At 32.9% G+C, this 21,746-nt stretch carries 19 protein-coding genes; 12 read left to right on the forward strand and 7 right to left on the reverse strand.

Features of this window, described 5'->3' with window-relative positions; translation table 11 throughout:
- Nucleotides 1-4: 4 nt before the first annotated feature.
- Entirely contained in the window at nucleotides 5-820 is an 816-nt protein-coding gene (rpsB, locus tag KFE69_10465) for a 30S ribosomal protein S2 (protein UTW41921.1), read from the reverse strand.
- A gap of 229 nt (nucleotides 821-1,049) precedes the next feature.
- Between rpsB and map the strand changes: the two genes are divergently transcribed.
- The 3 genes from map to KFE69_10480 all read left to right on the forward strand — a co-directional run bounded on the left by map (nucleotide 1,050) and on the right by KFE69_10480 (nucleotide 3,128).
- Nucleotides 1,050-1,829, forward strand: coding sequence for a type I methionyl aminopeptidase (map, locus tag KFE69_10470; protein UTW41922.1), 780 nt, complete (start codon nucleotides 1,050-1,052; stop codon nucleotides 1,827-1,829).
- On the forward strand, nucleotides 1,826-2,728 hold the full coding sequence (locus KFE69_10475) for a hypothetical protein (protein UTW41923.1): 903 nt from the start codon (nucleotides 1,826-1,828) through the stop codon (nucleotides 2,726-2,728). Before map ends, KFE69_10475 begins: the two co-directional genes overlap by 4 nt.
- A gap of 76 nt (nucleotides 2,729-2,804) precedes the next feature.
- The gene (locus tag KFE69_10480) at nucleotides 2,805-3,128 is read left to right on the forward strand and encodes a ferredoxin family protein (GenBank protein UTW41924.1); all 324 of its coding nucleotides are present in this window, start codon (nucleotides 2,805-2,807) and stop codon (nucleotides 3,126-3,128) included.
- Here the strand turns inward: KFE69_10480 and KFE69_10485 are convergent.
- The 4 genes from KFE69_10485 to KFE69_10500 form a co-directional block, all read right to left on the reverse strand.
- Nucleotides 3,097-4,875 carry a hypothetical protein gene (locus KFE69_10485; protein ID UTW41925.1) on the reverse strand — a complete coding sequence of 593 codons (1,779 nt, stop codon included), beginning with the start codon at nucleotides 4,873-4,875 and terminating at the stop codon, nucleotides 3,097-3,099. The two genes, KFE69_10480 and KFE69_10485, sit on opposite strands and share 32 nt — an antisense overlap.
- A gap of 172 nt (nucleotides 4,876-5,047) precedes the next feature.
- Nucleotides 5,048-7,150: a hypothetical protein gene (locus KFE69_10490; GenBank protein UTW41926.1), complete on the reverse strand. Its 2,103-nt coding sequence runs from the start codon at nucleotides 7,148-7,150 to the stop codon at nucleotides 5,048-5,050.
- 217 nt (nucleotides 7,151-7,367) lie between these two features.
- Entirely contained in the window at nucleotides 7,368-9,956 is a 2,589-nt protein-coding gene (gene clpB, locus KFE69_10495) for an ATP-dependent chaperone ClpB (GenBank protein ID UTW41927.1), read from the reverse strand.
- 79 nt (nucleotides 9,957-10,035) lie between these two features.
- Complete coding sequence (locus KFE69_10500; GenBank protein UTW41928.1) at nucleotides 10,036-11,055, reverse strand: phosphotransferase; 1,020 nt, start codon at nucleotides 11,053-11,055, stop codon at nucleotides 10,036-10,038.
- Nucleotides 11,056-11,149: 94 nt separating this feature from the next.
- Between KFE69_10500 and KFE69_10505 the strand changes: the two genes are divergently transcribed.
- From KFE69_10505 to KFE69_10520, 4 genes are all read left to right on the forward strand, one after another.
- Nucleotides 11,150-13,777, forward strand: a complete 2,628-nt coding sequence (locus KFE69_10505; GenBank protein ID UTW41929.1) for an LPS-assembly protein LptD — start codon at nucleotides 11,150-11,152, stop codon at nucleotides 13,775-13,777.
- A gap of 79 nt (nucleotides 13,778-13,856) precedes the next feature.
- The gene (locus KFE69_10510; GenBank protein UTW41930.1) at nucleotides 13,857-15,275 is read left to right on the forward strand and encodes a peptidylprolyl isomerase; all 1,419 of its coding nucleotides are present in this window, start codon (nucleotides 13,857-13,859) and stop codon (nucleotides 15,273-15,275) included.
- The gene (gene rsmA, locus KFE69_10515) at nucleotides 15,275-16,057 is read left to right on the forward strand and encodes a 16S rRNA (adenine(1518)-N(6)/adenine(1519)-N(6))-dimethyltransferase RsmA (protein ID UTW41931.1); all 783 of its coding nucleotides are present in this window, start codon (nucleotides 15,275-15,277) and stop codon (nucleotides 16,055-16,057) included. Before KFE69_10510 ends, rsmA begins: the two co-directional genes overlap by 1 nt.
- Nucleotides 16,054-16,869 (forward strand): symmetrical bis(5'-nucleosyl)-tetraphosphatase, encoded by an 816-nt coding sequence (locus KFE69_10520; protein ID UTW41932.1) that lies wholly within the window; start codon nucleotides 16,054-16,056, stop codon nucleotides 16,867-16,869. Before rsmA ends, KFE69_10520 begins: the two co-directional genes overlap by 4 nt.
- A gap of 8 nt (nucleotides 16,870-16,877) precedes the next feature.
- Here the strand turns inward: KFE69_10520 and KFE69_10525 are convergent, their stop codons facing one another.
- Nucleotides 16,878-17,093: a hypothetical protein gene (locus tag KFE69_10525; GenBank protein UTW41933.1), complete on the reverse strand. Its 216-nt coding sequence runs from the start codon at nucleotides 17,091-17,093 to the stop codon at nucleotides 16,878-16,880.
- A 137-nt stretch (nucleotides 17,094-17,230) separates the two neighbouring features.
- Between KFE69_10525 and KFE69_10530 the strand changes: the two genes are divergently transcribed.
- The 3 genes from KFE69_10530 to mnmE all read left to right on the forward strand — a co-directional run bounded on the left by KFE69_10530 (nucleotide 17,231) and on the right by mnmE (nucleotide 19,299).
- Nucleotides 17,231-17,473, forward strand: coding sequence for a hypothetical protein (locus KFE69_10530; GenBank protein UTW41934.1), 243 nt, complete (start codon nucleotides 17,231-17,233; stop codon nucleotides 17,471-17,473).
- Between the two features lie 89 nt (nucleotides 17,474-17,562).
- Complete coding sequence (locus KFE69_10535) at nucleotides 17,563-17,844, forward strand: integration host factor subunit beta (protein UTW44054.1); 282 nt, start codon at nucleotides 17,563-17,565, stop codon at nucleotides 17,842-17,844.
- A gap of 96 nt (nucleotides 17,845-17,940) precedes the next feature.
- The gene (mnmE, locus tag KFE69_10540) at nucleotides 17,941-19,299 is read left to right on the forward strand and encodes a tRNA uridine-5-carboxymethylaminomethyl(34) synthesis GTPase MnmE (protein ID UTW41935.1); all 1,359 of its coding nucleotides are present in this window, start codon (nucleotides 17,941-17,943) and stop codon (nucleotides 19,297-19,299) included.
- Here the strand turns inward: mnmE and KFE69_10545 are convergent.
- Nucleotides 19,276-20,160: a LysR family transcriptional regulator gene (locus KFE69_10545; protein UTW41936.1), complete on the reverse strand. Its 885-nt coding sequence runs from the start codon at nucleotides 20,158-20,160 to the stop codon at nucleotides 19,276-19,278. The two genes, mnmE and KFE69_10545, sit on opposite strands and share 24 nt — an antisense overlap.
- A gap of 136 nt (nucleotides 20,161-20,296) precedes the next feature.
- Here KFE69_10545 and KFE69_10550 point away from each other — a divergent pair, with 136 nt between their 5' ends.
- Together KFE69_10550 and KFE69_10555 are read left to right on the forward strand one after the other, a co-directional pair.
- Nucleotides 20,297-21,079 (forward strand): sulfite exporter TauE/SafE family protein, encoded by a 783-nt coding sequence (locus KFE69_10550; GenBank protein ID UTW41937.1) that lies wholly within the window; start codon nucleotides 20,297-20,299, stop codon nucleotides 21,077-21,079.
- A 61-nt stretch (nucleotides 21,080-21,140) separates the two neighbouring features.
- The gene (locus KFE69_10555; protein ID UTW41938.1) at nucleotides 21,141-21,746 is read left to right on the forward strand and encodes a class I SAM-dependent methyltransferase; all 606 of its coding nucleotides are present in this window, start codon (nucleotides 21,141-21,143) and stop codon (nucleotides 21,744-21,746) included.

The raw sequence follows: 21,746 nt of genomic DNA on the forward strand, positions 1-21,746 counted from the left end.
GTAATTAATCCTCTTTATCTTTATTTTCAGACTCTGATTCTACTTCTTGAGTATCTGCTTGGTCAGCTTCTTTTACTTCTTCAGCTACAGTTACTTCTTCAATTTCATCTATTACAGCTTCTTCTAAATCTGCTGTTGCTTTGGCTTGGCGCGCATCTAAAATTGCATCAGCAAAGCTAGAAAGATAAAAACGAATGGCGCGTACGGCATCATCATTACCTGGAATCAAATAATCAATACCATCTGGATTAGAGTTTGTATCAACAATTCCAATGACTGGAATGCCTAAACGATTAGCTTCTTGAATTGCAATACGCTCTTCATTACTATCCACAATAACGATCGCATCAGGTAAACCACCCATATTTTTAATACCACCTAAGCTTAGCTCAAGTTTTTCAATTTCACGTGTTGTTTTTAATGCTTCTTTTTTAGTTAAACGCTCAAGAAAACCATCTTCACGCATTTTTTCTAAATCACGTAAGCGCTTAATTGATTGACGAATTGTTTTATAGTTTGTCAGCATACCACCTAACCAGCGGTGATTAACATAAGGCATACCTGAACGTATGGCTTCTTCTTTTACAATGTTTTGTGCTGAACGTTTTGTACCAACAAATAAAATTTTACTTTTGTTACGAGATGCAACTCTGCCAACTGCATTTAATGCATCTTTGAACATTGGTAATGTTTTTTCAAGATTGATGATATGAATACCATGATTAGTACCAAAAATGTAGTTTTCCATTTTTGGATTCCAATAACGCTTATGGTGACCAAAATGTACACCAGCTTTCATCATATTTTTCATTGTAACCATTTTTATTACCTCGTATTGTTGGGTTACTCCTCCATAACTCCCACCGATCAACCCTTTATTGACATGATAGAACATCAATTAAAGAGCACCCGATACGGTGTGCCGAATTATGTGCGTTTTTACTAAACTTTTCGTTTTTAATTGCTAAATAAGCATAGGCTTTATACCATATTCACAACAAATTAACAATCATACTGTTTGAAAAAACTAAAAAAACAAAGGAAACTCAATGTCAAAAGCAATCATTAAAACAAACGACGAAATTGAAAAAATGCGCATTGCAGGAAAGCTTGCAGCTGAAGTATTAACTTTAATTGGTGATTATGTCAAAGCTGGTGTTACAACAGATGAGCTAAATAGTATTTGTCATCAACACATTACAGAAGTACAACAAGCAATACCAGCCCCTTTAAATTATCATGGTTTTCCTAAATCAATTTGCACCTCAATTAATCATGTCGTCTGTCATGGTATACCAGGGCCGAAAAAATTAAAAAAAGGTGATATTCTTAATATTGATGTTACTGTTCTTAAAGATGGCTATCATGGAGATACGAGCAAAATGTTCTTTGTTGGTGAATCGAGCATTATGGCCAAACGCTTAGTTGAAGTAACACATGAATGTTTATGGCGAGGTATTGAAAATGTTAAACCAGGCGCAACTTTAGGTGAAATCGCCAAACCAATTGAAGCTTATGCACACAAGCATAATTTTTCAGTGGTAGAAGACTTCTGTGGTCATGGCATTGGCAAAGGTTTTCATGAAGACCCACAAGTGCTTCATTACTATGATCCGCGTAATGCTAATATGAATACGGTATTAGAAGAAGGAATGATATTTACAATTGAGCCAATGATTAATGTAGGTGGTAAAAAAGTAACTATACTTAAAGATAAATGGACTGCCATCACAAAGGATCGTTCATTATCTGCCCAATGGGAACATACCATATTAGTAACTAAAAACGGCCATGAAGTCTTAACATTAAGGGATGAAGAAAAACAATGACAATTAAGATATCGCAATCTGAAGTAAATAAAGCATGTGAACTGTTACAACAAGAAAGCAAAAGTATTACCATATCGCATGTTAGAAATGTACTAGGCAAAGGTACCCACTCACAACTTGTTGATCCTGTCCTTAGATATAAGAGCAGTGAAAGTGAAGCGAAAGCATATGCAAAAGATGAACTTGAGATTGCTTTATCAGAAAATAGTGACACCTCATCACCTAAATTGAATAAAAAGAAAAAAAACCTAAAAAAACATAGTCTAATTGATCAATTAAAACTCTATACTAAAGAACACACTTTAGTGATACCAGAAGAACACTTAATTAAACTTGCACAACTAGCAGATAAATATTTTCAAACATCTAAAGATAAGCTTAATCAAAAGCACAGAAAAGAGCTACAGCAATTAAAAATACAAATTGATCACTTAGAAACTCGAATCTATAGTGCAAATGAACAGCTTGATAAAAACAAAGCAATTATTGAGCATCTAAACCAACAACAGCTACTTATAAGTAAAAAGGATATACCCAAACATGACTTTAAGAGCACATTAAAGACAACAAAAGCTGAAAAGACCAAAGTAACTACGAATAAAATTAAAGGTCCAAGTGTAGAAGAGCAATTACAACCTATTCACTCAGCACGAGTTGCAGCTTATGATTTTTCAACTGGCAATATCGTCTTAAAAGCAAATGATTTTAATGGTCCATTATTAAAAATTTTACGCCTTAATCAAAAAGAAGTTATCTCTGCAAATGTATTTTATGAGTATAAAACTAGATTTTATCATTTATCAAATTGCACTTCAGAAACAATCACATTTTTAAATGACTATCACTTTACCTTTAGTAGCGCACTGACAAGCCAGGTTAATAAAATATTCAACCATTAAGACTATCGCTTTAACTCTGAAACCGCTAAAATAGCGATTAATTCAATTTTTATAGAATTATCAAAAGGAGTTATTCATGCCATTTTTGGTCACTGAATCGTGTATTAAGTGTAAATTTGGTGACTGTGTCGAGGTCTGCCCAGTTGACTGTTTTTATGAAGGACCTAATATGCTTGTTATCAATCCAGATGAATGTATTGACTGTGCACTATGTGAGCCTGAATGCCCAGTAGAAGCAATCGTATCTGAAGATGAAATCCCTGAAGGTCAAGAATCTTTTATCGAACTTAACCGAGAACTTTCAGAAGTTTGGCCAAATATCACAGAAAAATGTGACCCACCTGAAGATGCAGATGATTGGAAAGAGGTTAAGAATAAACTCCAATACTTGGAAAAGTAGGCTCATTGTTTTTATCAGCATTCATCAAAGATGGTGGATTTTGAGGCGACACTTTCTTAGCATTATTTTTGTTTATTTCATCTCCAATATAATTAACAACATACTCACCTGTAAAAGTATTACCATATTGCCCCTGATAACTATTACTTAGACCAGATTTCTGATGCCAAAGTTCATGATATGGTGAACTTGAATCTTTTTTTCCATTATTTATTGATTGAATTAAATTCGTTAAATATGAAGCATCATTATTCTGTTGAACATTTTGTTTAATTTTATAAACAATTTCTTCTTTTTTAAGTTCAACTGGACGCTTTTTTTCACACCAAGTTTTAATACTTATAGTATTGCTATTATCGCCAAGATGACTGTATCGATCATTATCTATATTAGAGCCTTGATAAATAGCATTACAAAGAAACTTTTCATGATGATTAAGGCCACGCCCCTTAACTTCTATTGGTGCTGCATGAAGCCCTTTATTGATAAACTCTGAGTTTGTTAATTTTTTTCCTAAAGATACAGCTTTATTTACATTATAATATAATGATGCCACACCACCACGATCGATCGCATCTTTACATGACATATTAAATGTGTGTGGCTGTAATTTATCAAGAATAAAGTTTGGTAACTCATATTTAAAAAAGTGAAAATAAACTGCTTGAAACTCCGTTTTTGTTAGATTCTCTCTATTTTGAAACTGGAAATGTTCTAAACTTTTATTCCATAATAATTCAACTTTATTTTTCCATTGATCTTCAAAATCATCTGCATTGTCAAATAATACTTCTCTAACTTTTTCACTGATACAGAAGTCATCTTTTTTACCTGGATTAGTAACTTTATTAATTACTTTATCTTTTAATGATTGAAGTTTTCCAGCATCTTCATAAGTTATATAGTCAGCTTTTAAAATTTCATCATCTGCAGGTAGTGTAATCACAGCTATATTTGAGTGATTTTTTTCTAGTTGATGTAATTGTTCGCTTAAAGCTGCTTCCTTATCTCTTTCATAACCACCTTGTGCATATTTTAATAAATTAAAATAGACATGTGTTATTTTACTTGGATTAGATTTATCTTTCTGTTCATCAATAAAGTGCTTAAATAACGGTGATATTCGAGCCTGCCCATTATGAAACTGTGCTTGAGTACCAAATCTTAGCTCTGTTGGTAATTCTTTGTCTGAGTTTGATTTATACGCATAAGTTTTTATTTGAGGAATACTTGTTTCAAGCATCGGTTTAAAGTCACCTCCAATGCTTGAAGCAACCGTATTAACAAAACGCCCTAGAGGCGAACCAGCATTTTCTGGCGTTATATCATTAAGTTGAGAATAAAAAACTGATTGGGATAGCTTATCCTGTATAATGTGTTCTGCTCTATCAATATTACCTTCTGTTAACCAATTTTTAGCTTTTAAAACTGCCTCAACATACTCTAATGATTTATTGTTATTTAAATATATTAGATGATATTTATTACTAAAATTAACATTTTTATTATCTACATCTAGTCCCCTTAAGAATAAAGCATAACGATTACCATATGGATAATTTTCTTTATACCTTTCTAGTTCTTCTTTCTTTTCTAAACTTTGATCACTGCTTTTCTGACCAATATAGACCTCTCGTAGGTATAAAAAGCAACAAACATTAAATAACTGATCTGAGTTTTCAATTGAACTAGGTTTAGGTATATGATAATCGTTTACTAGCTTATCTATGTTATTATTATCTGGCATAGCTCCCCCTCCAAAAACTAAAAACGCACTGCGTTTATTAAATAGCCATTATATCATTTTAGCAAGAAATGTATATTATAATGTTCTTAAATTATATTTAAAATTAATAGAAGGTAAAGTAGAAAAATGTTAAAGATACGCTATATAGATTATAAAAAAAGCATTCTATTTGCTATAAATCTGTTAAATTTTGCAATTCAACAGAATAAGGTTCAAGACCAGTTAACTCATTGAATGGCGTAGGCGGTGTAGTAGGCGAAGCTAATTCTTTTTTAAATATCTCTGATAAACTACTGCTTCTTCTAATCTTTTTTTCAGAGTCAGTTAATTCAGGACGAAATATTGATTTACGTTTACTATGCGCTGTTAAACTATCAAATAAATCACTAGAATCTAGTGAACCTGATAGGTACTTAGCATCTTCTAATACCTTCAATAAGCGAGACTTAATATAACTAAGTACTTCTCTTGCAGTTGTAGTATCTCCATATGTACCTCTATACCTAGGTGGGATTCCAGTTTCCTGATGCCATAATTCACGATATGGTTTATTATCATGGGTTTTAGCCTTATGTACTTCTTCTAACAAATCAGAAAGCATTTTTTGATCTTTTGTATTATCTACTAAGTTTTTTAAATCATGAAATAGTTCAGTTTTATATGATTTTTCTGAACTATCTGATAAGCTAAGTTTATTATCATCTCGCCATGCCACTAGCCACTTTGGAATTTCAACTGCTTCCTTATTTGCCTCTATATATTGATCAATCACATTAGCAATTAATTTAACATGATGATTCATACCACGCCCTTTAACCATTGCAGGTGCTGCATGAAGCCCACGATAAAATTCATCTTCACTTAAAGGGTTACCTAATTCAATCGATTTAATCAAGTTAAAATATAAAGAAGAAACACCGCCACGATCAATGGCATCTTTACATGATGTATTAAATGATAAAGGTTTTAAATTCTCTAAAACAAAATTGGTAAACTCATATTTTAAAAAATGAAAATAAAGTGCCTGGGTTTCAGCCTGTGTTAAGTTAGGCCTACCTGCCAAGCCTAATGTTTTAAGGCTTTTATCTAATAACGCATTTAAAACTAATGTTTCAGCATTTTTATCATAGGCTGACAATCCATCCTTACTTTGACCATATAATAATGCTTTAATACGATCACTAATAAAAAAGTCATAGCCATTATTAGCGACAATATCAAGCATACGCTGTGCTATAACATTAGTTTGACCTGCTTGAACACTGGTTAAAAACTTTTTATCTAAGAAATTACCATCAGCTGGAATAGAAATAACAGCCAAGTTGTCACACTCATCCTCTAGCTCATGTAATTTTAATGAAAGTGCTCTTTCTTTATCTCTTTCTGAACCCCCGCCTGTATATTTTAAATTATTAAAGTATACATGGGTAATGGGCTGAGCTTTTAAGTCTCTACCTAATTCAGCTGCATGGCTTTTTTGATAATGGACAAACTCTTTAAATAACGGATTATAACGCGAGTTTCCATCATCTCTTTCACCTTGTGTACCAAACCTAAATTCAAGTGGTAATGCTAGGCCCGTTTTATAATCATATAACCTGATTTGTGGAATGCTAGTTGTTAACATTGGTTTAAAATCATCTGCAAAATGTGCTTTTGCACGACCAAATTTTGAACCCTGCTTCTCTGGTGATGTCTCATTAATAGGTGATTTTAATACACTTCGACTTAATAGTTTAGCTACGGCTTCTTCTGTCTCAGTAATATTTTTTGTATTTTTAACAGCAGTATCTATGACTAACTCTGTATATTCTAATGCTAGATTACGATTAAAATACAAAGCATGAACTAGTGGCCGCAATAAGCCTAATTGTTTTTTTGCTAAATCACTAATTTCTGAACTAGGGTCAATCTCTTCTTTATGAAGCTTAGATATTACCTCTTGCAGTTGAGCTAAAAAATCAGAGTATAAATTACCATATGGAATTTTTTCATCATATATCTTACTACTTTTACAGTGATGCTCAACAAACTTAGCTGTAGGAATATCACTTAGATCTTCCGCCTTATATTTCTCTGATATAATAGAAGCAACTTCTCTTAAATAGAGAAAGCTATTTACATTTCTTAGTTGGTCTGAGTTTTCAATCGTACTTGGCTCTGGGATAATTTTTTTAGCAATTAATCCTTTAATAGCAACTGGTTCTGAACTGGAAGCCTCCTCTTTAGGATCAAAGCTAGAGGGGTGTAGCATTTCTATTTCTTCTTCAAACATAGCAACCACCTTAATATTGATATGAATAACTTACCTATAAAAATTATCACATATAACAATACCAAATACAATTAAGCTTTTATTACATAACTTTAATTCTCTAAAAAATTTAAATTAAAAAATAAATCAATAAAATACAAATAAATAACAAAAACACAAATAATCAAACATAACAAAAAATATAAATTTCTGCGCTCTATTGTTACAATATATAACTTTAAATTTTCTCAAAAATTAAAGATTCGCCTTTACGATGCACTTTGATTGTTTCATTAGGTAAAAACTTACCTTCTAACAATTCATATGCCAATGGGTTTTCAATTTCCTGTTGGATTGAACGTTTTAATGGCCTTGCACCATAAACTGGGTCATAGCCCACTTCTGTAATTAGTTTCATCGCTTCAGGGGTTAATTCAATATTTAAATCTTTTTCTTTTAGGCGTTGACGCAGTCGATCTAGTTGAATATCAGCAATTTTTTCAATCATTTTTTCATCTAGTGGCTTAAAGACGACTGTTTCATCAATACGGTTGATAAACTCAGGTCTAAAATGTTGACCAACAACCTCCATAACCGCTAGCTTCATTTCTTCATAACCACCTTTTAGTGCCATCTCCTGAATCAAATGAGAGCCTAAATTAGATGTCATAATAATCACTGTATTCCGGAAATCAACCGTACGGCCATGGCCGTCAGTCAAACGACCATCATCTAAAACCTGCAATAATATATTAAATACATCAGGGTGTGCCTTTTCAACCTCATCTAACAGTATGACAGAGTATGGCTTTCGTCTAACATACTCTGTCATATAACCACCTTGTTCATAGCCCACATAGCCTGGAGGTGCACCAATTAGACGTGAAACAGAGTGTTTTTCCATAAATTCAGACATATCCACTCGCAACATTGCCGTTTCATCATCAAATAAAAACTCAGCCAATGCTTTTGTTAATTCTGTTTTACCAACGCCCGTTGGCCCTAAGAATAAAAATGAACCAATCGGGCGATTTGGATCTGAAAGACCAGAACGTGAACGCCTAACTGCATTTGCAACAGCACTAACTGCTTCATTTTGTCCAACAACACGTTTTTCTAATTCACCCTCTAGTCGCAGAAGTTTTTCTTTTTCTCCTTCCATCATTCTTGAAACAGGAATGCCGGTTGCTCTTGAAACAACTTCAGCAATTTGCTCTTCTGTTACAGCATTATGAACCAATTGAGGTTGATGAGAATTTGCTTGCGTTTCTTTTTCAGCTTCATTAATTGACTGTAGCTGTTCTTCTAATTCAGGAATTTTACCATATTGTAGTTCAGCCATTCGCTGTAAGTCACCGGCTCGTCTTGCTGATTCCATATCAAGTTTTGCTCGCTCTAATGCTTCTTTAATATGCTGACTTCCTTGTAACTGTGCTTTTTCAGACTTCCACACTTCTTCTAAATCTGCATACTCTTTTTCTAACTCTTTAATATCTTCTTCTAATAATTCAAGGCGTTTTTTAGATGCCTGGTCATCTTCTTTTACTAACGCTTCTCGTTGCATTTTTAATTGAATAATTCTACGATCTAATCGATCCATACTCTCTGGCTTAGAGTCAATTTCCATACGGATATGACTTGCAGCCTCATCAATCAAATCAATTGCTTTATCTGGTAGATTACGATCGGTAATATAACGGTTAGATAATGTTGCTGCAGCAACAATGGCAGGATCTGTAATATCTACACCATGATGGACTTCATAACGTTCTTTTAAACCTCTTAAAATGGCAATAGTATCCTCAGCTGATGGCTCACTAACTAAAACTTTTTGAAAACGTCGCTCTAATGCAGCATCCTTTTCAATATTTTCACGATATTCATTTAAGGTTGTTGCACCTACACAGCGTAATTCCCCTCTGGCTAGTGCTGGTTTTAACATATTACCCGCATCCATGGAACCTTCAGCTTTACCAGCACCTACCATCGTATGAATTTCATCAATAAATAAAATAATTTGCCCTTCTTGTTTGGCCAAATCATTTAAAACAGCTTTAAGTCGCTCCTCAAATTCGCCTCTAAATTTAGCACCAGCAATTAAAGCACCCATATCAAGCGCTAATAGACGTTTATTACGCATACCTTCTGGCACTTCATGATTAACAATACGCTGTGCTAATCCTTCAACAATTGCAGTTTTACCTACACCTGGTTCACCAATTAAAACTGGGTTATTTTTAGTACGTCTTTGTAAAACTTGTATGGTACGACGAATTTCATCATCACGCCCAATCACAGGGTCAAGTTTACCTTGCTCAGCTCTTTCAGTTAAATCAACGGTATATTTTTCTAATGCACCTCTTAACTCTTCAGCATTGGCATCATTAACTGTCTCACCACCACGTATTTCATCGATCGCAGACTGAATTTTCTTTTCAGTTAAATTTTGTTCTTTATAAATCTTATCAACTGTGCCATCTTCAAATGCAGCTTGTACAAAAAGTTCACTTGAAACAAATTGATCTTTTCGCTCTTGTGCAAGTTTCTCAGTTTTTTGGAACACTCTCATTAAATTATTAGAAGGTTGAACTTGTGTATAACCTTCAGTTGTTGCAAGATCATCTAATGCCTTAGATAAAGCTGATCTAAATTGATTAATATTCGCACCTGCCTTAGATAATACAGCACGAATACTACTGCCTTGTTGATCTAATAATGCCATCATTACATGGACAGTTTCAATCATCGTATTATTTCTTGATAATGCTAACGACTGTGCATCTGAAATAGCCTGTTGAAATTTGGTAGTTAATTTATCAAATCGCATAAATCTTATACTCCTTAAGTGTGTTTAAAGATTATATGGCGTCATTTAATTTAAATATCAAGTATTAAAAGATTTATAATTAAATCACTTCTTTTGAAGCTACTTTTTTTAAGTCAATAAGATCAAGCTTAGGTTGAACTTTATTCTGCCAAAACTCAAGCCATAATTTTAATTGTGGATAGTCTTCTGCAACAGATACAACATATTGCACTACTGTTGGAATATGCTCTAAATAATTAGGTCTACCATCTCGAATAAACAAACAAGAAAATATACCTAAGCATTTGATATGTCTTTGCATACCAACCCAATCAAACCAATGTTTAAATTCACTTAGTGATATTTCCTCTCCAATAACATTATGAGATTTTAGCATCTGAAAATAAACTTCAACCCAGTAGTTAACTACCTGTTTAGGCCATGAAATATAACAATCTCTTAATAATGAAACTAAATCATAAACTACAGGACCACATACCGCATCTTGATAATCTATAACACCAAGACTTTGTGAACCTAGCATCATAATATTTTTACTATGATAATCTCTGTGTAATGTTGTTTGAGGCTGCATCTTTGCAACTTCTGCTAATTGACTAAATAATCTAGATAGCATCTCTTTATCTTTTGATGATACTTTAAGTTTAATCCACTCAAAAAACCATTCATTCATCCTACCTGCTTCTTCAATTAATTTTTCATAACTATACTCTGGAACTTCATGCCCATTAATCTGATTTATTTTAATTAGTTCATCCAAACAGTAGCGATAATAATTATTTTCTTTTTCTTCAGAAAACATATCAAAAAGCAGCCTATCTCCAAAGTCACTTAATAAACATAAACCCTCATCAATATCTACATGTACTATTTCAGGTGTTTTCACACCTTCACTTCTAAAAAGATTTCCAATAGATATAAATTGAATCAGCTTATCTTTTTCAGAAGATGCATCCATTAAAACATATGTTTTCGATTCTTTTTTAATCCTATAATATCTTCTTGAACTTGCATCTCCAGCAAGAAAGTCAATCTTGATTTTTTTATCTCCATAATACCCTTCTACCCACTCTTTTAATCTACTTCGTTGAAATGTCATACATAAATCCTAGCCATCCACTGATAAAAACGCTAAACTTTGTCTCTGAAATTCTAGCTTAATTTTAAAACAAAAATCGAGGTTATTTTTTATAATGGTGCAACAATCTGCTTTAGGGAAAAAAAAGATTTTAGCAATCACCCTACTTTCACTACTTGCACCAGGGTTTAGCATAGCAAAAATATCTGGAGAAAATCCATTACAAAAAAGCTGGGAATGCCAAGTAAAAAATGGAAAATGGCTATGTCTTGAAATCAATAATGATGCACAAGCCTTATTTCAAAAAAACTTAGATATTTCAGAAAAACAAATTGTACTTGCCAAAGCTCTGGGATGGGTACCAACAAATGACCCTAAAAATATTTGTGGAGGTTATTATTATCAACCTCCAACTTATGACCCATCAAAGCCTATTGATCAAAATACACGCTTAAATGCGCAACAAGCCAATTATACTGTTGAAGGTAGTATTTCAGCTGAAGGTAATGTAGAGGTACAAAAAGGGGTTCAAACATTAACGGCAAACCAAGCAACTGTAAGTCCAAACCCGAAAACTCAAAAATTACAAAATATTGAAGCTTCTGGTAATGTTAGTCTCAGACAACCTGGCCAATTAGTTATCTCTCAAAAAGGCAAAGCAAATTTAAATGCAAATACGGCCGTACTAACAGATACTTATTATTTAATTCATGTCAGTGAAAACCCTCAAAGTAGTGATGGTTTATTGACATCACCTACAAACCAACCAACCAACTGTAAATATACGCACTTTACTGGTTATGGTAGAGGTCATGCGGATGTAGTCCATCAACTAAGTAAAACAAAATATTCACTAAAAAATGCTTCCTATACAACAGCCCCGCCAACTTCTGACACATGGACGATTACTGGTACTACCATTGATCTTAATAAAGAAACAGGCAGAGGTGAAGCCTACAATAGCGTCTTATGGGTTGAAGACCTTCCAATCTTCTATAGCCCTTATTTCAATTTCCCAATTGATAATCGTCGCCAAACTGGTTTTTTATACCCAATGGCTGGCTATAACAATGAAAGTGGTTATTATATTACCACACCATTTTATGCCAACCTTGCACCTAATTATGATTTATTAATTACACCAACGCTCTATAATCACCGTGGTTTAATGATTAATAACAACCTTAGATTTTTAACTGAAACACAAAGCGGTCAAATTAGTCTTTCTTATATGCCCCATGATGATATTGATGATATGAGTAGAACTGCATTAGATACTACCATTCATGGTACTTATAGCAAAAACCTTACGAGCTACTTTGACTATCACTATGTTGGCGATGATCAGTTTGTTAATGATTTTAATAGTAACGATATTATCTCTGCTAACCAAACCTTATTAAATCGTGAGTTTCAACTACAATATGCTGACCCAACATGGAATATCACAGGTACATTACTAGATTATAATGTTATTGACCCAACTTTATCATTAGCAAATAGGCCTTACGCAACTTTACCGCAAATTAGTGCTAATATAACACCCCAAAGTGACTATACTTGGCTTAAATATGGTGCTAACACTCAATTTACTTACTTTTATAAATCGCCACTAGATGGTGTAGAACAAGTTAATGGCCAAAGACTCTATCTTGCACCCTATTTATCAACACCATTAACAGCAACTTGGGGTTACTTTACACCAACTTTAACATTTACAAATACCGACTATTGGTTACAAAATAGAGAACAAAATAGCGTTCAAGACCCAGGTTTTCCCGATACACCAATTAGCAGAAACCTACCAATATTTAATATTGATACAGCACTTTATTTTGATCGTGACTTTAACTTTAATGGCTCAGGTTATAAACAAACCTTAGAGCCTCGATTATTTTATACTTATATTCCATATACAGATCAAAATGATATTCCCGTGTTTGATTCTTCATTTAGAAGCTTTTCTTATTCTTCTTTATTTCAAACAAACCGATTTACTGGTTATGACCGTATCAACAATGCTAATCAAATATCTTATGCATTACAAACAAGCATTGATACAGATAAAGGCAAGCCACTATTTGAAGGTGGTATTGGTCAAATTCACTATTTTAGCAATAGAAAAGTATCTATATGTAGAACTGATGGCTGTATTGCTACTGAAAACCCAACCTATCAAGATAATTTCTCTGATGTTGCGGGATTTACTAGCATTCATTTTTTGGATGCTTGGACATTTAAGGCTGATATGACTTATAATATAGGTGATAAGCATGTAGACAGTCAAAATTACTCCTTACAATACAAACCAAATCCTGGCCTTATTTTAAATGCAGCATATAATAATAATGCTAATGATTATTCACTACTAAGTACTGAAGACCTACTTGATGGTGCATCACCGCCTAGCATCTCTAGTATTACCTTATCAGGTCTTTATAAATTAACAGAACATTGGTCAATTATTGGGTTATGGAACTACTCTTTCAATTATAATCGCTCACTAAATATGTTTGCTGGTATCTCGTATGATGCTTGTAGTTGGGCTGCAAGATTTGTTTATCAACGCTATATTTCAAATAGTTTTGGTAGTAATATTAATGATCCAGCAGAAGTCTCTGGACCATTATCGACTGCTTTAGTATTCCAAATTGAACTAAAAGGCTTAGGTGGTTCTAGCGCTAATCAATTAAATGACCTTTTAACACAAATTGATGGCTATAAACCAGATTCACCTTTTTAAACCTTGTTGATTGCTTTAAAATGCATATAATAAATTAACTACATGTAAAAGTTAAAAAAATTGACTCAACAGGATATCTATGTCTAATAAATTCTTTACTACATTGGCATTTGCATTGTCACTTACTTATCTAACCAATGCCATAGCAGATACGCAGACAAAACTTGATAATCAAGATACTGCAAAAAACACATTACAAAATATTTCACTTAATCAACCAGCTAAAAGCACTAACAACGAGAATCAAGCAACCGTTTTTAATCAAATTATTGCAATTGTTAACAATGGCGTCATTACTTCTGAGCAATTAAATCAAGCCGTTGAACAAACCAAAGCTCAAATACAAGATCAAGGTTTATCACTACCTGGTGATTTAACATTAAAGCGCCAAGTACTACAACAATTAATCAATCAAGCGATTATTCTTGAATTAGCTAAAAGAAACCATATTACCGTGACAGGTGATGAAATTAATCAAATGATTAAAATGATTGCTGATCAAAACCATATTACCGTAGCACAATTAAAAGATAAATTAAAATCAAGTGGCCTTAATTATCAACAATATTATGATACGATGCATAAGCAGCTTATCGTTCAAAAAATGCAGCAAAAACTCGTTGCTGGCTCTATTTTTATCTCACCACAAGATATTAATCAATATGTAGAAAAACACCTTAAACAACCAGCAGTTAAACGTTATGATCTTTCCAATATCTTGATTCCTCTACCTAACGATAAAACACCTGATTCTATTGAAAAAGCCAAAGCCTCTGCTAGCAAATTAGTTAATGAAATCAAATCCGGTAAAACCACTTTCTTTGAAGCTGCTCGCAAATACTCTCAAAGTGGTAATGCTTTATCTGGTGGTGAGCTTGGCTTTAAAACGCTAGATGAGTTACCAACTATTTATGCAGGTAAAGTTACATCAATGAAAAAAGGTGAAATCATAGGCCCATTTGAAGCCAATGGTGCTTTACAAATTTTACAATTAAATAATATTCAGGTGAAGGACAACCAAAAGCACTGGATTGAACAGTATCATGTTGAACAAATATTACTTAAATTAACACCAATTCTTAATACACAACAAGCTAAAGCTCAATTAGAACGAATCATTATCGCATTGGATAATAATAAATCATTTTCAGAACTTGCCAAAGCCAATACACAAAACTATGATGTTGCATCAAAAGGAGGCGATCTTGGCTGGGTTAATTTAAACCAAGTAGCGCCAGAATTAGCTCATATGATTGAAACAACACCAATTGGTAAAGTAAGTCAACCATTTCAAGTTGGAGATACATGGCAAATTATTAAGGTTTTAGCCAAACGTAAAACAGATGACACTAAAAACTATTTACATATGCAAGCAGCTAATATTTTATTTCGCCAAAAAGCAGAGCAGATGGTAAAAAACTGGCAATTATCATTAAGAGGTGAAGCCTACGTTAAAATATTAATTCCTGAATTAAATATGCCGGAATTAGACAGTTAATGAAACACCAAGCTAAAAAACGTTTTGGACAAAACTTTTTAGTTGATCCATATATTATTAATCGAATCATTGATGCTGGTGAATTTAAACAAGATAATAACGTTACTGAAATTGGACCAGGGCTGGGTGCTTTAACTAAACTTTTATTAGCTAAGCTTAAGCATCTCAATGTAATTGAAATCGATAAAGATGTTATTCCTTACCTTCATGAAATTGATAACAATAATCAAATTAACATTTTGAATCAAGACGCACTAAAAACTGATTACAGTCAACTTATTAATACCACAGTGTCTACTCAAAATAAATTAATTGGTAATTTACCCTATAATATTTCAACACCATTATTAATTCACTTAATGCAGTATACCCACCTATTTGAATCAATGATTTTTATGCTGCAAAAGGAAGTTATCGATCGATTATGCGCATCACCAAATAATAAAACTTACGGCCGTTTAAGTGTTATTATCAGCTATTTTTGTCATATTGAGCACATAATCAATGTACCACCAAGTGCATTTAAGCCTCAGCCAAAAGTAGATTCTGCTGTTATTCGACTAAAACCTAAAAAAAATCGCCTAAAGTTAGAAGATTATCATATATTTGAGCGTGTTGTATTCCATGCATTTCAACAACGTAGAAAAACTATTAGTAATAGCTTAAAATTATTCTTAAATGCTGATGATTTTAAACAAGTCAATATTAACCCTAAATTAAGAGCAGAAAACCTAGAACTTGAGTCATTCGTAGCAATTAGTAATTATGTGGCAAATCTATGAGTGTATATGCAATTGGTGATATCCAAGGTTGTTATCGTGAATTTATGGCACTATTAGAGTTAATTGAATTTAACCCTAAGAACGATCAACTATTACTATCAGGTGATTTAGTTAATCGAGGCCCTCAATCACTTGAAGTTCTTCGTTTTGTTACTAAAAACCATCAAGCAATCCATTGTGTTTTAGGTAATCATGATTTACATCTCCTTGCAATTGCTTATGGATATGCCAATCATAAACCTTCTGATACATTAATGCCGATCTTAAACGCTAAAGATAAAATTGATCTAATTGAATATCTAAGACATTTACCACTTTATTTAAACCATGCAAACTATCATTTAACACATGCGGGCATTCCTGCCTTTTGGAGTACCTCTGATACTCAAGCATATGCCGATGAAGTAACCGAAGCGCTAACATCTGAAAATATTCATCAATTATTAAAGCATCTCTACGGAAATAAACCTGATTTATGGAATGACCAATTAGAAGGTGTTGACAGACTTCGATGCATTATTAATTATTTAACTCGCATGCGATTATGTGACCATGCAGCTCGACTTGATCTTAATTTTAAAGGTCCAATTGATTTAATTCCTAATCATTTAGTTCCTTGGTTTATAATTCCTAACTTTCAATTAGATGATTTAGATATTTTGTTATTTGGTCATTGGGCTGCACTGGAAGGTAAAACAGGCTTATTTAGTGTAATTGCTTTAGACTATGGATGTGTTTGGGGTGGTAAGCTTGCTGCCTATCACTTAGAAAAACAGCGATTTTTTTATATTAATTCAACTAATCGGGTATAGCATTCTAATCATTTATTGATTTCTTTAGCTGTATCTTTTGTAGCATCCCAAGTATTACCAGCTGCTTGTGAGGTTGCACTAGCAGCTTTTTTCGACGCTGACACCACATCATCTGATGCTGACTTAAATTTATTCGAAACAGATGAGTTATCATCGCTAGAACAAGCACTTAAAAGTAGCCCTAATATGGCTAAAAAAGTCAATCGACAAATCAATTTCTTCATTACAAACTCCACTTAACTGAATATTAGCTTAAATTATATTAATCATATATCAATTTCAGCTTAATTTAAGTATAATCACTGTTTATAAATTTAAACATTATATTGGCTAGAAAAACTAAAAGCTAAGAGTATTTATCATGAATTCTACTGTCAAATCAATTTTAACATTAATCGCAATTATTGTGCTTGCTGCTGTTTTCTTTGTTGTTTTTTTTCCGCTATTTTTAGCAATTGCCGTTGTTGGTGTTATTTATGTAATCATTTTACGCTATCGTATTATGAAGCATTTAAAGGCAATGCAAGAAAAGCAACAAGAATATAATCAGCAAAATAATGAAGAACATCATGGCAGGACAATTGATCATGATGAGATCAAATAAGCCTATAAAAAAGTTGCAAAAAGAAGATTTATCAACTATTTATAAATTATCAGCAATAAAAAAAGGGTTGACCTATGAGCAGTAACTATGTGACAAGATCTGAGATTATTAAAAAGCTCAGTCATCAAGTTCAAGTGCATAATGAACAAGCTGCAGAAGCAGTTAAAACAATCGTTAATGTTATGTCACAAGCTTTAGCTAGAAATCGTCGTATTGAGATTAGAGGATTTGGTAGTTTTGAAGTGCATGAACATAAAAATAAAGTTGTACGCAACCCTAAAACTGGACAAGTTATCCCTGGTGCTACACAATATGCCATCCATTTTAAGCCAGGTAAAAGTTTACGTGAAAAAGTACTTCATTTAAGATAGCATAGATAAACTTAACATTATCCTTTTTATTAATTCTCTAATTCGTTACAATTTCTCTAATCCTTTAACCATAATAGTTTTGAGTAGTTGTAATTTATGCTAAAACAAAAAGAAACCATTGTTGCTTTAGCAACCCCACCTGGAAGAGGAAGCATTGGCGTTATTCGCTTATCTGGCAATACTGCTTATACAATTGGTTGTCAATTAACTCAAACTAAGTTAGAAGCACGTCATGCTCATTACCTAAACTTTTATGATCATAACGAACAAGTCATTGACCAAGGTATTGCCATCTACTTTAAAGCACCTAATTCATTTACTGGTGAAGATATTGTCGAGCTTCAGGGCCATGGTGGTCCTGTTGTTATGGACTTAATCATTAAAACAGCCCTTAAACATGGCGCACTACTTGCTAAACCTGGTGAATTTTCAGAACGTGCTTTTTTAAATGAAAAGCTCGATCTTACTCAAGCTGAAGCAATTGCAGATTTAATTGCCGCTTCATCTGAAAATGCTGCCAAATCGGCAATGCGCTCCTTAGAAGGTGTTTTTTCTAAACAAATTAATCAATTAGTTGAGCAGTTAATCTATTTAAGAACTTACGTAGAAAGTGCGATTGATTTTCCCGATGAAGAAATTGACTTCTTATCTGATGGCCATATTGAAGGTAAGTTAAAAAATTTGCAAAAGCAAGTTGATGAAATTATTGATACTTCCCGCCAAGGCGCCATACTCAGAGAAGGTATGACGGTTGTTATTGCTGGAAAGCCAAATGCAGGCAAATCAAGTCTTTTAAATACATTATCTGGTAAAGAGTCAGCCATTGTTACAGACATTGCAGGCACAACACGTGATGTTTTAAAAGAACATATTCATATTAACGGTTTACCATTACATATTATTGACACTGCTGGCTTAAGAGAAAGTTATGACCTAGTTGAACAAGAAGGTATTAAACGTGCATTAACCGCAATAGAAGAAGCTGACTGTATTTTATTAGTTAATGATGTTAATGAAATGGCTGAACCAACTGCTAAATCTAAAATACCAACTAATCTAGCTAAATTTGACACATTAACTGATAACATCCCTACAATTAATATTTATAATAAAATTGATTTACTCAGTGAATTACCTAAAGACAGTGATAACAGCATCCATATCTCTGCTAAAACTGGCTATGGTATTGAAAAACTAAAGAATAAACTCTTAGAAATTATCGGATTTAAGGCAACCAATGAAAGCCTTTTTACTGCACGATCACGTCATATTCAAGCATTAGAATCTGCTTTAAACCATTTAAATAGTGGCTTTGAACACTTAACATATCATCATGGTGAATTATTAGCTGAAGAATTAAAATTAGCACAAAATGCTTTATCATCAATAACCGGTGCATTTACAGCAGATGACCTATTAGGTGAAATTTTTTCATCCTTCTGTATTGGCAAATAACTCTAACTTTAATGCAGTTTCAATCATTTTCTTAGCTGGTTTTGATAACACAATATCTTTTCGATAGATAATGCCTGCACTTATTTTTAATGGCTGATCTAAAACAGGAATTTCTTTTAGTCGATCATTAAGCATATAATCGTGTAAAATTGACCAACCTAACCCTGTTTCAACTAACTGCTTAATCGCTTCAATCATATTGATATTTGTAATCTCTGGTGGCTGAATGTTAATTTTTTCAATGAGTTGATGTAATTTACTATGGTATTGATTTTGCTTTTTAGGCGTAATTACTGGTACTTTAGCCAACCTGGATAAATAACTACCTTTTTCATTCCAAAATGGATGTGATACTGCTATTGCAACCAACATATTGGATGTTCTTATTTTTGTATATTCAATTTCCTCAGGCAGTTTATCTAATAATGTAATTAAGCCTATTTCTGCCTTATAATCAATTACTTCTTCAATAATTGAATATGAGTCATTAAAATCCATCTCTAAATTAACTTTGGGATAACATGCCATATACTCTTTCATAATCTTAGGAAATACATATAAGCCTAAATGATAGTTACAGCGCAAGACTAATGTTCCTATTACATCCTTATTATATTCAGCCATTAAATTAATCGTATCTGTCCAGTTTTGTTGAATTTTTCTTGCATAAGGTAAAAAAGCCTCACCTGCATCGGTTAAATATACTTTATGACCAACTCTCTTAAATAGTTCATTATTAAGCTTTTCTTCTAATTGAGCAATACGCTTTGTAATCGTTGGCTGAGTTAAAAATAAGCGTTCAGAGGCTTCGGTAAACGAACCATAATCAACAATAGCTAGAAATGTTTCAATATATTTCATATAGATACCTCTTATTATTCTATTTTGGAATGTTATATATAATTTTAATTCATTTGAGTAATTTATACAAACACAATAAACTGATCATCATCAATTAACAACAATAATAAACAATAATAAAATGAGGATTGTTAAAATGATTTTAATTACCTATATCATAGCTGGAATTATTGCAGGCATCCTAGCAGGCTGGATAGGTGCTGGTGGTGGTGTCATCATCATTCCATTAATGCTTTGGATCAGTCAATATCAACATATCCCGTTTCCAATTGCCATGCATTTGGCTGTTGCAACGTCACTAGCCTTTATTATGGTTAATGCTTTATATAGTTCTTATAAGCATCATCGTCAGAGAAATATCATCTATCCAATTGTAAAATTTGCTATTCCAACCATACTAATTGGAGCCATTGTTGGTGCTTTATTAGGAAAAATTATTCCAAGTGAAGCAATAAAAATTATATTTTTATTGGTTATTATTTCTGTATTTATCAAAACTTTTATTAACCTTGACAAGCATCATCATAACCCAATTATGCCATCTAAAGTATCTTGTGCAACCATGGGGGCTGCAACAGGTATGTTAGCTAGTTTAGTCGGCATTGGCGGCTCAGGTGTTGTTAACCCTTATATGCAACACTATCATTATCCTATGAAAAATGCAGCTGCTATGTCTGCAACGCTCGCATTTCCAATGGGATTTTTTGCAACTGTTGCCACTGTCGCTACTAGCTTACATGCTTCTAGTTTACCCGCTTACAGCTTAGGTTATCTTTATTTGCCAGCTTTTATTGGTTTATTAGTTGGCTCTTTAATCGGTACACCAATTGGTGTTAAAATCGTCAAGAAATGTCCAGAAAAAATATCAATTTGGGTCTTTCGTATCGTACTTATCTTCGTTATCATCGAAATGATTTAATTTATTTTTAAGTCTTAACTGATATACTAATAAGTAATTTATAATCATATCCTTATCCATCATGCCTAAAAGCAACCCTAAATCAGTTTATCAATCATATAATCAAATTGCTGACTGGTTCTCCAAACATCGCTCAAATGAATTATTTGAAAAACCTTATCTCGATTGGATTATTCAACATATTAAACCTTCTGCAAGGATTCTTGATCTTGGTTGTGGTAATGGTAAGCCTATCTTAGCGTATTTCTATGATCAAGGATTTGAAATTACAGGGGTAGATGCCAGTATAAAAATGATTGAAATTGCCAAAAAAGCGTTTCCAAAGTGCCAATTGATTTTAAAAGATATGCGAGTACTTAAACTAAATCAAAAATTTGATGTTATTCTTGCCTGGCATAGCTTTTTCCACTTGCCACCTGAAGATCAAAAGCTTATGTTTGGTGTTTTTGAACAACATATCAAAAAAGACGGTTATCTACTTTTTACTGCCGGACCAAGTGAAGGTGAAGTATACAGCGATAATGGCGGTATTGAACTGTATCATGCATCCCTTTCACCAAAGGCTTATGAAAGCTTACTTAAAAAGCATCATTTTAAAATTATTCAACATAAAAAAGAAGACCCTCAACTAAAAGGTGCTACGTTTTATTTAGCGCAGTATAATTAA

The sequence above is a fragment of the bacterium SCSIO 12844 genome (assembly GCA_024397935.1).
GTDB lineage: Bacteria > Pseudomonadota > Gammaproteobacteria > Francisellales > Francisellaceae > M0027.

Bases quoted from the DNA above. Each gene is read 5' to 3' on its own strand.
- KFE69_10545 (UTW41936.1), bottom strand. From the start codon at position 20,160: ATGAAATATATTGAAACATTTCTAGCTATTGTTGATTATGGTTCGTTT.
- KFE69_10550 (UTW41937.1), top strand. From the start codon at position 20,297: ATGATTTTAATTACCTATATCATAGCTGGAATTATTGCAGGCATCCTA.
- KFE69_10530 (UTW41934.1), top strand. From the start codon at position 17,231: ATGAATTCTACTGTCAAATCAATTTTAACATTAATCGCAATTATTGTG.
- KFE69_10555 (UTW41938.1), top strand. From the start codon at position 21,141: ATGCCTAAAAGCAACCCTAAATCAGTTTATCAATCATATAATCAAATT.
- KFE69_10485 (UTW41925.1), bottom strand. From the start codon at position 4,875: ATGCCAGATAATAATAACATAGATAAGCTAGTAAACGATTATCATATA.
- KFE69_10475 (UTW41923.1), top strand. From the start codon at position 1,826: ATGACAATTAAGATATCGCAATCTGAAGTAAATAAAGCATGTGAACTG.
- KFE69_10525 (UTW41933.1), bottom strand. From the start codon at position 17,093: ATGAAGAAATTGATTTGTCGATTGACTTTTTTAGCCATATTAGGGCTA.
- KFE69_10500 (UTW41928.1), bottom strand. From the start codon at position 11,055: ATGACATTTCAACGAAGTAGATTAAAAGAGTGGGTAGAAGGGTATTAT.
- rsmA (UTW41931.1), top strand. From the start codon at position 15,275: ATGAAACACCAAGCTAAAAAACGTTTTGGACAAAACTTTTTAGTTGAT.
- map (UTW41922.1), top strand. From the start codon at position 1,050: ATGTCAAAAGCAATCATTAAAACAAACGACGAAATTGAAAAAATGCGC.
- KFE69_10480 (UTW41924.1), top strand. From the start codon at position 2,805: ATGCCATTTTTGGTCACTGAATCGTGTATTAAGTGTAAATTTGGTGAC.
- rpsB (UTW41921.1), bottom strand. From the start codon at position 820: ATGGTTACAATGAAAAATATGATGAAAGCTGGTGTACATTTTGGTCAC.
- KFE69_10505 (UTW41929.1), top strand. From the start codon at position 11,150: ATGGTGCAACAATCTGCTTTAGGGAAAAAAAAGATTTTAGCAATCACC.
- clpB (UTW41927.1), bottom strand. From the start codon at position 9,956: ATGCGATTTGATAAATTAACTACCAAATTTCAACAGGCTATTTCAGAT.
- mnmE (UTW41935.1), top strand. From the start codon at position 17,941: ATGCTAAAACAAAAAGAAACCATTGTTGCTTTAGCAACCCCACCTGGA.
- KFE69_10510 (UTW41930.1), top strand. From the start codon at position 13,857: ATGTCTAATAAATTCTTTACTACATTGGCATTTGCATTGTCACTTACT.
- KFE69_10490 (UTW41926.1), bottom strand. From the start codon at position 7,150: ATGTTTGAAGAAGAAATAGAAATGCTACACCCCTCTAGCTTTGATCCT.
- KFE69_10520 (UTW41932.1), top strand. From the start codon at position 16,054: ATGAGTGTATATGCAATTGGTGATATCCAAGGTTGTTATCGTGAATTT.